This is a genomic window from Streptococcus sp. oral taxon 064, from assembly GCF_001683375.1.
GTDB classification, from domain to species: domain Bacteria; phylum Bacillota; class Bacilli; order Lactobacillales; family Streptococcaceae; genus Streptococcus; species Streptococcus oralis_S.
In genome coordinates, this window is record NZ_CP016207.1 from 730,382 (window position 1) to 743,755 (window position 13,374).

The following is a 13,374-nucleotide window of genomic DNA, read 5'->3' on the forward strand; positions in this document are numbered from 1 at the left end:
CAACTTCTTGACAAGATTGTAAAAGGAAGGAAAGTTGGATGGCAGAAGTAGAGGAACTGCGAGTTCAACCTCAGGATATTTTAGCAGAACAATCTGTTCTGGGAGCTATTTTTATAGATGAGAGTAAGCTCGTTTTTGTCCGAGAATACATTGATTCTCGTGACTTCTTTAAGTATGCTCATCGGTTGATTTTCCAAGCGATGGTAGATTTGTCGGATCGTGGGGAAGCGATTGATGCGACGACGGTTCGGACGATTTTGGATAGCCAAGGGGATCTCCAAAATATTGGTGGCTTGTCTTATCTTGTTGAAATTGTCAACTCAGTACCAACTTCAGCGAATGCGGAATATTATGCTAAAATTGTAGCGGAAAAGGCTATGCTACGTCGCTTGATTTCCAAGTTGACAGAGTCTGTCAACCAAGCCTATGAGGCTTCTAAGCCTGCAGATGAAATCATCGCTCAGGCTGAAAAGGGACTCATTGATGTTAGCGAAAACGCCAATCGTAGTGGGTTCAAGAACATCCGAGATATTCTAAATATCAACTTTGGGAACCTAGAAGTTCGGTCACAACAAACAACGGATATCACTGGTATTGCAACGGGTTACCGTGATTTGGACCATATGACGACAGGTCTCCATGAGGAGGAATTAATTATTCTAGCGGCGCGACCAGCAGTTGGTAAGACGGCCTTTGCTTTGAACATTGCTCAGAACATTGGGACTAAGTTGGACAAGACGGTTGCTATCTTTTCGCTGGAAATGGGTGCGGAAAGTCTAGTAGACCGTATGTTGGCGGCCGAAGGCTTGGTGGAGTCCCATTCTATCCGTACGGGTCAATTGACTGATGAGGAGTGGCAAAAATATACCATTGCTCAAGGGAACCTAGCCAACGCGAGTATCTATATCGATGATACACCAGGGATTCGGATCACGGAAATTCGTTCGCGTTCACGTAAACTGGCTCAAGAAACAGGCAATCTAGGCTTGATTTTGATCGACTACCTACAGCTTATCACAGGTACTGGTCGTGAGAACCGCCAACAAGAAGTCTCTGAAATTTCTCGTCAGTTAAAAATTCTAGCTAAGGAGCTAAAGGTTCCAGTCATTGCTCTTAGTCAGTTATCTCGTGGAGTGGAACAGCGTCAGGATAAGAGACCAGTCTTGTCTGATATTCGTGAATCGGGTTCTATCGAGCAGGATGCGGATATCGTAGCCTTTCTGTACCGTGACGACTACTACGATCGTGCGGGTGAAGAAGAGGAAGGAATTCCAAATAACAAGGTTGAGGTTATCATCGAGAAAAACCGTAGTGGAGCTCGTGGAACGGTGGAATTGATTTTCCAAAAAGAATACAATAAATTTTCAAGTATCTCAAAGAGGGAGGCATAAGATGTCAGATGCATTTACAGATGTAGCCAAGATGAAAAAAATCAAAGAAGAGATCAAGGCGCATGAGGGACAAGTCGTTGAAATGACTTTGGAGAATGGCCGTAAGCGCCAAAAAAACAGACTGGGTAAGTTAATTGAGGTTTATCCATCTTTATTTATCGTTGAATTTGGGGATGTTGAAGGAGACAAACAAGCCAATGTCTATGTTGAATCCTTCACCTACTCAGATATCTTGACAGAAAAGAACTTGATTCGCTATCTAGACTAAGAATCCTAAAATGAAGTGAGCTTTGCTCACTTTTTTCTTTTTCTCCCGAATAGTATAAACGAGGGTAACCTCGGAAATTTATATTATTAAGGAGAATGAATGACGTTTTTTAAATCAGGAGTTAAGAAGAGTAGATATACTCAGTTGGGTTTAGGGCTGGCTACTTTGTTTGTTACAAGTACCTTTTTGTTTGGTGGAGAATCGGTTCAGGCCGATAGTGTAGCGCGTGGAGATGACTATCCGCTTCACTACAAAAATGGTAGTGTTGAAATCGATCAGTGGCGGATGTATTCTCGCCAGTGTACCTCTTTTGCGGCCTTTCGTTTGAGTAGTGTAAATGGCTTTGAGATTCCTCCTGCCTACGGAAATGCGAATGAATGGGGACATCGTGCAAGGCGAGAAGGCTACCGTGTGGATACTAAGCCAGAAGTTGGGGCTATTGCTTGGTCGACAGAAGGATATTATGGGCACGTGGCCTGGGTATCAAATGTATCAGGGGATACGATTGAAATCGAAGAGTATAACTATGGGGTTCGAGAAAAGTATAACCGTCGAAAAGTCAAGGCTAGTTCGATGACGGGTTTTATTCATTTCAAGGATTTATCCGCTAGCCATGGTGCGAGTGAGGGTGCTCGTAGCTCAGAGCTTCCGTCCAGTGGGACAATAGTGTTCACGGGGAAATTGCCAATTATGGACCAGCCAGCAAGCACAGGACAAGTTATTGACTACTATTATGCTGGTGAGAGTGTGAGTTATGATCAAGTTCTTGAAAAGGATGGTTATAAGTGGCTCGGTTATTTGTCTTATAGCGGTTCTAGAAGATATGTGCAGTATGCAGAGCTAAGCAATACAGAAAAAGGCTGGAAAAAAGAAGGAGGGAGTTGGAATTACCGTGAGAACGGGAAACTCGCAACTGGTTGGAAGAAAATAAATGGCAGTTGGTATCACTTTAAAGACAATGGAACCATGTCAACAGGTTGGGTGAAGGATGGTTTGCATTGGTACTATCTAAAGGCATCAGGGGAGATGCAGACAGGATGGCTAAAGGAAAATGGAACATGGTATTATTTGGAGAGTTCAGGGGCTATGAAGTCTAGCCAGTGGTTCCAAGTAGGAGGAAAGTATTACTACGTCAATGCTTCAGGGGCTTTAGCAGTGAATACCACTGTGGATGGCTATCGAGTGGATAGTAACGGAGCTAGAATCTAGAAAGAATATAAAAAAGAGGGCTTCACTACCATTTGCCTATTCTTTCCGATGGTATTTTTCCCTGCTTTCCTTTATAATGGGTGTATGGACAAGAAAAAATTATTATTAATTGATGGATCTTCAGTTGCTTTTCGAGCTTTTTTTGCGCTCTATCAGCAGTTGGATCGTTTTAAAAATGCTAATGGCCTTCATACCAATGCAATCTATGGCTTTCAACTCATGTTGAATCACGTCTTGGAGCGTGTTGAGCCCAGTCATGTTTTGGTAGCTTTTGATGCAGGTAAGACAACTTTCCGAACAGAGATGTATGCAGACTACAAAGGTGGCCGTGCTAAAACTCCAGATGAGTTTCGTGAGCAATTTCCCTTCATTCGTGAGTTGTTAGACCACCTTGGGATTCGCCATTATGAGTTGGCCCAGTATGAAGCCGATGATATCATCGGGACTCTAGGCCGTTTGGCTGAGAAGAATTCTTTTGATGTGACAATTGTTAGCGGAGATAAGGATTTGATCCAGTTGACGGATGAGCATACGGTGGTCGAGATTTCCAAGAAAGGTGTGGCTGAGTTTGAGGCCTTTACACCAGACTATCTTATGGAAAAGATGGGCCTCACACCAGCTCAGTTCATTGATCTTAAGGCTCTTATGGGGGATAAGTCTGATAATATCCCTGGTGTCACGAAAATCGGTGAAAAGACGGGTATCAAGCTCTTGCTGGAGCATGGTTCGCTTGAGGGTATTTATGAAAATATTGATGGGATGAAGGCTTCTAAGATGAAGGAAAATCTCATCAATGACAAGGAACAAGCCTTTTTGTCTAAAACCTTGGCAACCATTGAGACTCAGGCACCAATTGAGATTGGACTAGACGATTTGATCTATAATGGCCCAGATGTGGAAAATCTCGGGAAATTCTACGATGAGATGGGCTTCAAACAGCTCAAACAAGCTTTAAATATTTCGTCAACGGATGCGCCTGAAAGTTTGGATTTCACTATCGTTGACCAAGTCAGTCAAGACATGCTGAGTGCCGACTCTATCTTCCACTTTGAACTCTTTGGTGAGAACTACCATACAGATGATTTGGTTGGTTTTGCCTGGTCCTGTGGGGATAAACTTTACGCTACTGACAAACTTGAACTCTTGCAGGAGCCGATTTTCAAGGATTTTCTAGAAAAAACACCTCTAAAAGTGTATGACTTTAAAAAAGCGAAGGTTCTTTTAAATCGTTTGGGCTTGAATTTGCAGGCCCCTGCTTTTGACAGTCGTTTGGCCAAATACCTCCTCTCTACTGTCGAGAACAATGAAATTTCAACCATTGCGAATCTCTATGGCCAGACTTATTTGGCTGATGATGAGACCTTCTACGGTAAGGGGGTCAAGAAAGCTATCCCTGAGAGAGAGAAATTCTTGGAGCACTTGACTCGCAAGGTTGCTGTATTGGTTGAGACGGAGCCTGTTTTGCTTGAAAAACTCAGTGAACACGGGCAGTTAGATCTTCTCTATGACATGGAGCAACCTCTGGCTTTTGTCCTTGCCAAGATGGAAATTGCTGGAATCAAGGTTAAAAAAGAAACCCTACTTGAGATGCAAGCTGAAAATGAGATTGTCATTGAGCGACTCACCCAAGAGATTTATGAGCTGGCTGGTGAGGAATTTAATATCAACTCACCTAAACAGTTGGGCGTACTTCTCTTTGAAAAACTGGGACTTCCTCTAGAATACACCAAGAAAACCAAGACAGGTTACTCGACAGCAGTGGATGTGCTGGAGCGTCTGGCTCCTATTGCACCGATTGTCAAAAAAATTCTAGACTACCGTCAGATTGCTAAGATTCAATCGACTTACGTGGTTGGCTTGCAGGATTGGATTTTAGATGATGGCAAGATCCACACGCGCTATGTGCAAGATTTGACTCAGACTGGGCGTTTGTCTAGTGTAGATCCAAACTTGCAAAATATCCCTGTTCGCTTGGAACAAGGTCGCCTCATTCGTAAGGCTTTTGTGCCAGAGTGGGAGGATAGTGTCCTTCTTAGCTCCGACTATTCACAGATTGAGTTGCGCGTTTTGGCGCATATCTCTAAGGATGAGCACTTAATCAAGGCCTTCCAAGAGGGAGCAGATATCCATACTTCGACAGCTATGCGTGTCTTTGAAATTGAACGTCCTGAGGATGTGACGCCAAACGACCGTCGCAATGCCAAGGCTGTCAACTTTGGAGTGGTTTACGGGATTTCAGATTTTGGTTTGGCGAACAATCTTGGTATTAGTCGTAAGAAGGCCAAAGCCTACATTGATACCTACTTTGAGCGTTTTCCTGGGATTAAAAACTATATGGAAGAAGTGGTACGTGAAGCGCGTGACAAGGGATATGTAGAGACCCTCTTCAAGCGTCGTCGAGAGCTACCAGATATAAATTCGCGCAACTTTAACATTCGTGGTTTTGCAGAGCGAACTGCCATTAACTCCCCTATTCAGGGTTCGGCAGCAGATATTCTCAAAATTGCTATGATTCAGCTAGACAAAGCTCTGGTTGAGGGTGGTTATCAGACCAAGATGCTCTTGCAAGTGCATGATGAAATCGTCCTTGAGGTTCCGAAATCAGAACTAGCAGCTGTCAAAGTACTAGTGAAACAAACCATGGAAGAAGCCATCCAGCTTAGTGTCCCACTCATTGCTGATGAGAATGAAGGGGCAACCTGGTACGAGGCTAAATAAGAAAGCTATGATAGAGTTTGAAGCATTTGTCTTCAAACTCTTTTTCATAGTTTTCTGTAAGCAGTTTCCTTGACTTTTCCTTGCATTTGCGTTACTATATTCCATATAAGATATGGGAGTCTGTGTACAGTCTGAGAGGAAGTGTTAAACTTCGACCGCACCTGATCTGGGTAATGCCAGCGTAGGGAACGATACTTAGCCGAATTCTGCACCTTTTCCATATATGGCAAAGGTTTTTCTTTTTGTTCAAAAGGAAAGCCGAGAAGAGGAGGATTTTATGAAAGCAAGCATTGCCTTGCAAGTCTTGCCCCTATCACAGGGGATTGATCGAATTGCTATTATCGATCAAGTGATTGCTTATCTGCAAGCTCAGTCCGTGACTATGGTGGTGACACCCTTTGAAACGGTCTTGGAAGGGGAGTTGGATGAGCTCATGCGCATTCTCAAAGAAGCGCTTGAAGTGGCCGGGCAGGAGGCAGATAATGTCTTTGCCAATGTCAAAATAAATGTAGGAGAGATTTTAAGTATTGATGACAAACTTGAAAAGTATACTGAGACGACACATTAGTCTATTGGGTTTTCTAGGAGTCTTGTCAATCTGGCAGTTAGCGGGCATATTCAAACTTTTACCCAAGTTTATCCTGCCAACTCCTCTTGAGATTCTCCAGTCCTTTGTTCGTGACAGAGAATTTCTCTGGTACCATAGCTGGGCGACCTTGAGAGTGGCTTTACTAGGTCTAGTTCTAGGAGTCTTGATTGCCTGTCTTATGGCGGTGCTCATGGATAGTCTGACTTGGCTCAATGACTTGATTTATCCTATGATGGTGGTTGTTCAGACCATTCCGACCATTGCCATAGCGCCTATCTTGGTCTTGTGGCTAGGCTATGGGATTTTGCCCAAGATTGTCTTGATTATCCTGACGACAACCTTCCCTATCATCGTCAGTATTTTGGATGGATTTAGGCATTGTGATAAGGATATGCTAACCTTGTTTAGTCTGATGCGTGCAAATCCTTGGCAAATCCTGTGGCATTTTAAAATCCCTGTCAGTCTGCCTTACTTTTATGCAGGTCTGAGGGTCAGTGTCTCCTACGCCTTTATCACAACCGTGGTGTCTGAGTGGTTGGGAGGTTTTGAAGGACTAGGTGTCTACATGATTCAGTCCAAGAAACTGTTTCAGTATGATACCATGTTTGCCATTATTATTCTGGTGTCGATTATCAGCCTTTTGGGTATGAAATTGGTCGATATTAGTGAAAAATATGTGATTAAATGGAAACGTCCCTAAGATAAGGATGTTTTAGAAAAAGAAAAGAGGAAATGAAGATGAAGAAAACATGGAAAGTGTTTTTAACGCTTGTGACAGCTCTTGTAGCTGTCGTGCTGGTGGCTTGTGGTCAAGGGACTGCTTCTAAGGACAATAAAGAAGCAGAACTCAAGAAGATTGACTTTATCCTAGACTGGACGCCAAATACTAACCACACAGGGCTGTATGTTGCCAAGGAAAAAGGTTATTTCAAAGAAGCTGGAGTGGATGTTGATTTGAAATTGCCACCTGAAGAAAGCTCATCTGACTTGGTGATCAATGGCAAGGCACCATTTGCTATCTATTTCCAAGACTACATGGCTAAGAAATTGGAAAAAGGTGCAGGCATTACTGCCGTTGCAGCTATCGTTGAGCACAATACATCAGGAATCATTTCTCGTAAATCTGACAATGTCAGCAGTCCAAAGGACTTGGTTGGGAAGAAATACGGAACTTGGAATGACCCAACTGAGCTTGCTATGTTAAAAACCTTGGTAGAATCACAAGGTGGAGACTTTGAAAAGGTTGAAAAAGTACCAAACAACGACTCAAACTCGATCACACCTATTGCTAATGGGGTCTTTGACACCGCTTGGATTTACTACGGTTGGGATGGTATCCTTGCCAAATCTCAAGGTGTAGACGCTAACTTCATGTACTTGAAAGACTACGTCAAGGAGTTTGACTACTACTCACCCGTTATCATCGCAAACAACGACTATCTGAAAGACAACAAGGAAGAAGCTCGCAAAGTTATCCAAGCTATTAAAAAAGGCTACCAATATGCTATGGAACACCCAGAAGAAGCAGCGGATATCCTTATCAAGAATGCACCTGAACTTCAGGAAAAACGTGACTTTGTCATCGAATCTCAAAAATACTTGTCAAAAGAATACGCAAGTGACAAGGAAAAATGGGGACAATTTGACGCAGCTCGCTGGAATGCTTTCTACAAATGGGATAAAGAAAATGGTATCCTTAAAGAAGATTTGACAGACAAAGGCTTCACTAACGAATTTGTAAAATAATGACAGAAATTAGACTAGAACACGTAGGCTATGCCTATGGCGATGAAAAGATTTTAGAGGACATCAACCTGCAGGTGACTTCGGGTGAAGTGGTTTCTATCCTAGGTCCAAGTGGTGTTGGAAAGACCACCCTCTTTAACCTAATCGCTGGGATTTTATAAGTCCAGTCGGGGCGAATTGTCTTGGACGGTGAAGAAAATCCCAAGGGGCGCGTGAGTTATATGTTGCAAAAGGATCTACTCTTGGAGCACAAGACGGTACTTGGCAATATCATCCTACCCCTCTTGATTCAAAAGGTGGATAAGGCAGAGGCCATTGCCCGAGCGGATGACATCCTTGCGACCTTCCAGTTGACAGCTGTACGGGATAAGTATCCTCACGAACTCAGCGGAGGGATGCGCCAGCGTGTAGCCTTGCTTCGGACCTACCTTTTCGGGCACAAGCTCTTTCTCTTGGATGAGGCCTTTAGTGCCTTAGATGAGATGACAAAGATGGAACTCCACGCTTGGTACCTGGAGATTCACAAACAGTTGCAGCTGACGACCTTGATTATCACCCACAGTATCGAGGAAGCCCTCAATCTCAGTGACCGCATCTATATCCTAAAAAATCGGCCTGGGCAGATTGTTTCTGAAGTCAAACTAGATTGGTCCCAGAGCGAAGACAAGGAAGTCCAAAAAATTGCCTACAAACGGCAAATATTAGCAGAATTAGGCTTAGATAAGTAGAAAAATAGGGAGTTGGTGAAGATTATCCTTTACCAGCGCCCTTTTTCTTTAAAAAATGAGAATAAGGATATCTTGTTACTTGCAGGAGGATGTTAAAAGGACTATAATGAGAATGTAGTACAGAGGCATATACTTTTAAAAAGGAGGCTGTATTCATGGCAAAAAATGATTATTGGGTAGTTGTGTATAAAATCCTTAATTATTATTTTCAGAAAATGAAATAAACGCTTCTGTTCTGGAAATCCCTCACCGTTATTTAATGGATGTCTATCGTAATTTGTTTGATGATGGATTTTTGACAGGTACTTGTGTTACTGGAGATATGTCCGGAGATGTTTATATTGAGAATTTGTCTCTTGTTAGAATTACGACCAAAGGTATTGGATATTTAGAGGACAATTCTAAAATGAAACAGGCTTATAAAATTTTGAAAGAAATAAAAGACTGGCTTCCTGGAATGTAGCACTTAAAGTACTTTTCTTATCCTTAGTTACTAGTAAATATGAACTATCGTAAAAGTTATAGCAGTCATGTTTTGAGACAACTCACAATACAATTGGTTAATATAGATAAGCAGATCTGGAGGTATACGATACATTTACTTATAGAAGATTAAATTCTGTATTGAAACTGAAAAAATTTTTGCAAATACACACGATTTGGTGTGCTTATTTATATAAGAATACACAATATATAGTACTTGACAAGTATGGTATAATAGTATATAGGATACCATATTTAGTTTAGAGATTTTCATAGGGGGATTACATAGTTGGAGTGGCTAAACTTATTTAAGGATTTTTTTGGGTTAAATGTACCATTAGCTATTTGTATTCTAGTAGCATTAGGGATATATAATATTTTTTCCAAACTACTAGAAGAACGGCGTAAAGATTATGACATGACCTTTAAAAGCCAAGCTAGATTAATTAAGGAACTAAACAAAACAATTTCTGATAGAGATCAGAGAATATCTGATTTGGAAAAATTGCTTGATAACAAAAGGAGGTAGAATAAAATGGGAATAATTTTGTTTTTAATAATTGTTGCATCACTTGTTTTGCTCTTTTATATTAGAGATACAAAAAAACATAAAAAAATGATTGCATATAATCTCCTATATACTCATTTTCAAGAAAAATATATAATAAAAGATGCAATTTGTAAGTATGAAGATAAATATCCAGCTCTAACAAAAGTTGTATTATCATTTGTAGAAGCTCAGTTAGATGTTTCAATGATCGTAGAAAATTCTAAAAAGGTTGAAGGTTCGTTGCAGGAACAGTTAGATAAAGAATTAGATGAAATAATAGAATCTAAAAATAATGAGGAATTATTGCAAGTAATTCACTGGTATTTTTTAGCTTGTATTGCAATTTCATCTCTTAGAACTCGTGAGAGTATAGATATTATCAAGAAGGACTCTATTGATTTTGAGGATAAGACGATATTAAAATCAGATGTAAAGGGTAATTATTGTTTTGCATAATATATAGTCCTGTGAGTTAAACCTCACAGGATTTTTCATTCTAGTAGTAAAAAAGGCACGTCTAGCTTGCTGAACTCGTCAATATTTCGCCCTTTTTAGGGCTCTTTTTTATGGACTTTTTTAGGAACTTTCAAGAAAAACTAAGGCGAATTAATGCCAAAGTATTTTTTGAAAAAGTCAGTATTTCCAATGGTTGAGCCTTAAAAATTTGACTTATAGAGTGTTAAATGATAGTATAGTCAAAGATAGTCAAGGTTCAAAGAAGGAGTTTGATTTACTATGAGATTTAAAAATACATCAGATCATATCGAAGCTTATATCAAGGCGATATTAGACCAATCTGGTATCGTGGAATTGCAGCGGAGCCAGTTGGCAGATACCTTTCAGGTTGTGCCAAGTCAGATCAACTATGTAATCAAGACCCGTTTTACTGAAAGCAGAGGATACTTGGTTGAGAGCAAGCGTGGTGGCGGAGGCTACATTCGCATCGGACGGATTGAGTTTTCCAGTCATCATGAGATGCTCCGCGATTTGCTTTACTCGATTGGTGAGCGAGTTAGTCAGGAGATTTATGAGGATATTCTCCAGCTTTTGGTGGAGCAGGACTTGATGACCAAGCAGGAAATGACCTTGCTGACTTCAGTAGCAACAGATCGTGTCCTAGGGGAAGAATCCTCAGTTGTCCGTGCCAATATGCTCCGACAGCTATTACAAGAGGTAGATAGAAAAGAGAAGTAAGATGAACTATTCAAAAGCATTGAATGAATGTATCGAGAGTGCCTACATGGTTGCGGGCCATTTTGGAGCTCGATATCTAGAGTCTTGGCATTTATTGATTGCCATGTCTAATCACAGTTACAGTGTGGCAGGTGCGACTTTAAACGATTATCCTTATGAGATGGACCGTTTAGAAGAGGTTGCGTTGGAACTGACTGAAACGGACTATAGCCAGGACGAAACCTTTACGGAATTGCCCTTTTCCCATCGTTTGGAGGTTCTCTTTGCAGAAGCAGAGTATGTGGCCTCAGTGGTCCATGCAAAGGTGCTAGGGACAGAGCATGTCCTCTATGCGATTTTGCATGATGGCAATGCCTTGGCAACTCGCATCTTGGAGAGAGCAGGCTTTTCTTATGAAGACCAGAAAGATCAGGTCAGAATTGCTGCTCTTCGTCGCAATCTAGAAGAACGTGCAGGATGGACAAGAGAAGATCTCAAGGCTTTGCGTCAACGTCATCGCACAGTAACTGACAAGCAAAATTCCATGGCTAATATGATGGGCATGCCTCAAGCTCAAAGTGGTGGTCTAGAGGACTACACGCATGACCTAACGGAGCAAGCGCGCTCTGGCAAGTTAGAGCCAGTTATCGGTCGTGACAAGGAAATCTCACGTATGATTCAGATTTTGAGTCGAAAGACCAAGAACAATCCTGTCTTGGTTGGAGATGCTGGTGTCGGGAAAACAGCTCTGGCCCTTGGCCTTGCCCAGCGTATTGCTAGTGGGGGTGTACCAGCTGAAATGGCCAAGATGCGCGTTCTAGAGCTTGATTTGATGAATGTCGTTGCGGGGACACGTTTCCGTGGTGACTTTGAAGAGCGTATGAACAACATCATCAAGGATATCGAGGAGGATGGCAAAGTAATCCTCTTTATCGATGAACTTCACACCATTATGGGTTCTGGTAGCGGTATTGACTCGACTCTGGATGCAGCCAATATCTTGAAGCCAGCCTTGGCGCGTGGAACTCTGAGAACAGTTGGTGCAACCACTCAGGAAGAATACCAAAAACACATCGAAAAAGATGCGGCCCTTTCTCGTCGGTTTGCCAAAGTGACGATTGAAGAGCCAAGTTTAGCTGACAGCATGATCATTTTGCAAGGTTTGAAAGCGACCTATGAGAAACACCATCGTGTGCAAATCACAGATGAAGCTGTTGAAACAGCTGTTAAGATGGCGCATCGTTACTTGACCAGTCGTCACTTGCCAGACTCTGCTATCGACCTCTTAGATGAAGCAGCAGCAACAGTGCAAAACAAATCCAAGCAGGTGAAAACAGACGAATCCGACTTGAGTCCAGCTGACAAGGCTTTGATGGATGGCAAGTGGAAACAAGCTGCTCAGTTAATCGCAAAAGAGCAGGAAGTCCCTGTCTATAAAGACTTGGTAACAGAATCCGATATTTTGACTACCTTGAGTCGCTTGTCAGGGATTCCAGTCCAAAAACTGACTCAGACTGATGCTAAGAAATACCTGAACTTGGAAGCGGAGTTGCACAAACGTGTCATCGGTCAAGATCAAGCTGTTTCAAGTATTAGCCGTGCGATTCGCCGCAACCAGTCAGGTATTCGCAGTCACAAGCGTCCGATTGGTTCCTTTATGTTCCTAGGACCGACAGGAGTCGGTAAGACCGAGTTGGCAAAGGCTCTGGCAGAAGTCCTCTTTGATGACGAATCAGCCCTTATCCGCTTTGATATGAGTGAGTATATGGAGAAATTCGCAGCCAGCCGTCTCAATGGAGCTCCTCCGGGCTATGTGGGTTACGAAGAAGGTGGGGAGTTAACCGAGAAGGTTCGCAACAAACCATACTCCGTACTCCTCTTTGACGAGGTAGAAAAGGCCCACCCAGACATCTTTAATGTCCTCTTGCAAGTCTTGGATGACGGTGTCTTGACAGATAGCAAGGGGCGCAAGGTTGACTTTTCAAATACCATTATCATCATGACGTCAAACCTTGGTGCGACAGCCCTTCGTGATGATAAGACGGTTGGTTTTGGGGCTAAGGACATTCGTTTTGACCAGGAGAATATGGAAAAACGAATCTTTGAAGAGTTGAAAAAAGCTTATCGACCAGAGTTTATCAACCGTATTGATGAAAAGGTGGTCTTCCATAGCTTAGATAGCGAACACATGCAGGAAATCGTTAAGATCATGGTTAAACCATTGATTGCTAGCCTAGCAGAGAAAGGCATCGACTTGAAACTGCAAGCTTCAGCTTTGAAGTTACTAGCAAGCCAAGGTTATGATCCAGAAATGGGAGCTCGCCCACTTCGCAGAACCCTGCAAACAGAGGTGGAAGACAAGTTGGCAGAACTCCTTCTTAACGGGGAACTGGTGGCAGGCAAGACTCTCAAGATTGGTGTCAAAGCTGGTCAATTAAAATTTGATATTGCTTAAAAATGGAGAGTCAGGAGTAATCCTGATTCTTTTTTGCTACTTTTTTATAAAAAATGATAAAAAA

The 13,374-nt window shown here is 42.1% G+C and carries 12 protein-coding genes, 1 pseudogene and 1 riboswitch; all 13 genes and pseudogenes read left to right on the plus strand.

All coding sequences use genetic code 11. The features are described from left to right. Positions 1-38: 38 nt before the first annotated feature. The 13 genes and pseudogenes from dnaB to AXF18_RS03735 all read left to right on the plus strand — a co-directional run bounded on the left by dnaB (position 39) and on the right by AXF18_RS03735 (position 13,310). Positions 39-1,391: a replicative DNA helicase gene (gene dnaB / locus AXF18_RS03675; RefSeq protein ID WP_000852476.1), complete on the plus strand. Its 1,353-nt coding sequence runs from the start codon at positions 39-41 to the stop codon at positions 1,389-1,391. A gap of 1 nt (position 1,392) precedes the next feature. Then, a complete protein-coding gene (locus tag AXF18_RS03680; RefSeq protein ID WP_001278165.1) occupies positions 1,393-1,659 on the plus strand; it encodes a Veg family protein in 267 nt (88 codons plus the stop codon). 99 nt (positions 1,660-1,758) lie between these two features. After that, positions 1,759-2,868: a CHAP domain-containing protein gene (locus tag AXF18_RS03685; RefSeq protein WP_053092657.1), complete on the plus strand. Its 1,110-nt coding sequence runs from the start codon at positions 1,759-1,761 to the stop codon at positions 2,866-2,868. An 84-nt stretch (positions 2,869-2,952) separates the two neighbouring features. Beyond that, positions 2,953-5,586, plus strand: coding sequence for a DNA polymerase I (polA, locus tag AXF18_RS03690; RefSeq protein WP_065371939.1), 2,634 nt, complete (start codon positions 2,953-2,955; stop codon positions 5,584-5,586). 102 nt (positions 5,587-5,688) lie between these two features. After that, positions 5,689-5,791: riboswitch (TPP riboswitch) on the plus strand. A 72-nt stretch (positions 5,792-5,863) separates the two neighbouring features. Continuing rightward, the gene (locus AXF18_RS03695) at positions 5,864-6,154 is read left to right on the plus strand and encodes a thiamine-binding protein (protein WP_002880743.1); all 291 of its coding nucleotides are present in this window, start codon (positions 5,864-5,866) and stop codon (positions 6,152-6,154) included. Next, positions 6,117-6,875, plus strand: coding sequence for an ABC transporter permease (locus tag AXF18_RS03700; RefSeq protein ID WP_172837205.1), 759 nt, complete (start codon positions 6,117-6,119; stop codon positions 6,873-6,875). Before AXF18_RS03695 ends, AXF18_RS03700 begins: the two co-directional genes overlap by 38 nt. 38 nt (positions 6,876-6,913) lie before the next feature. Then, positions 6,914-7,921: an ABC transporter substrate-binding protein gene (locus AXF18_RS03705; protein WP_000754538.1), complete on the plus strand. Its 1,008-nt coding sequence runs from the start codon at positions 6,914-6,916 to the stop codon at positions 7,919-7,921. Then, positions 7,921-8,649 (plus strand): annotated as a pseudogene (locus tag AXF18_RS03710) (ABC transporter ATP-binding protein). Before AXF18_RS03705 ends, AXF18_RS03710 begins: the two are co-directional and overlap by 1 nt. 259 nt (positions 8,650-8,908) lie before the next feature. Next, a complete protein-coding gene (locus AXF18_RS03715) occupies positions 8,909-9,112 on the plus strand; it encodes a YjcQ family protein (protein WP_065371485.1) in 204 nt (67 codons plus the stop codon). Positions 9,113-9,421: 309 nt separating this feature from the next. Further along, positions 9,422-9,661: a hypothetical protein gene (locus tag AXF18_RS03720; RefSeq protein WP_065371486.1), complete on the plus strand. Its 240-nt coding sequence runs from the start codon at positions 9,422-9,424 to the stop codon at positions 9,659-9,661. Between the two features lie 6 nt (positions 9,662-9,667). Beyond that, complete coding sequence (locus AXF18_RS03725) at positions 9,668-10,138, plus strand: hypothetical protein (protein ID WP_061853316.1); 471 nt, start codon at positions 9,668-9,670, stop codon at positions 10,136-10,138. 279 nt (positions 10,139-10,417) lie between these two features. Further along, complete coding sequence (locus tag AXF18_RS03730) at positions 10,418-10,876, plus strand: CtsR family transcriptional regulator (protein ID WP_001211263.1); 459 nt, start codon at positions 10,418-10,420, stop codon at positions 10,874-10,876. A gap of 1 nt (position 10,877) precedes the next feature. Continuing rightward, positions 10,878-13,310 (plus strand): ATP-dependent Clp protease ATP-binding subunit, encoded by a 2,433-nt coding sequence (locus AXF18_RS03735; RefSeq protein ID WP_065371487.1) that lies wholly within the window; start codon positions 10,878-10,880, stop codon positions 13,308-13,310. The last annotated feature ends 64 nt before the right edge of the window (positions 13,311-13,374 follow it).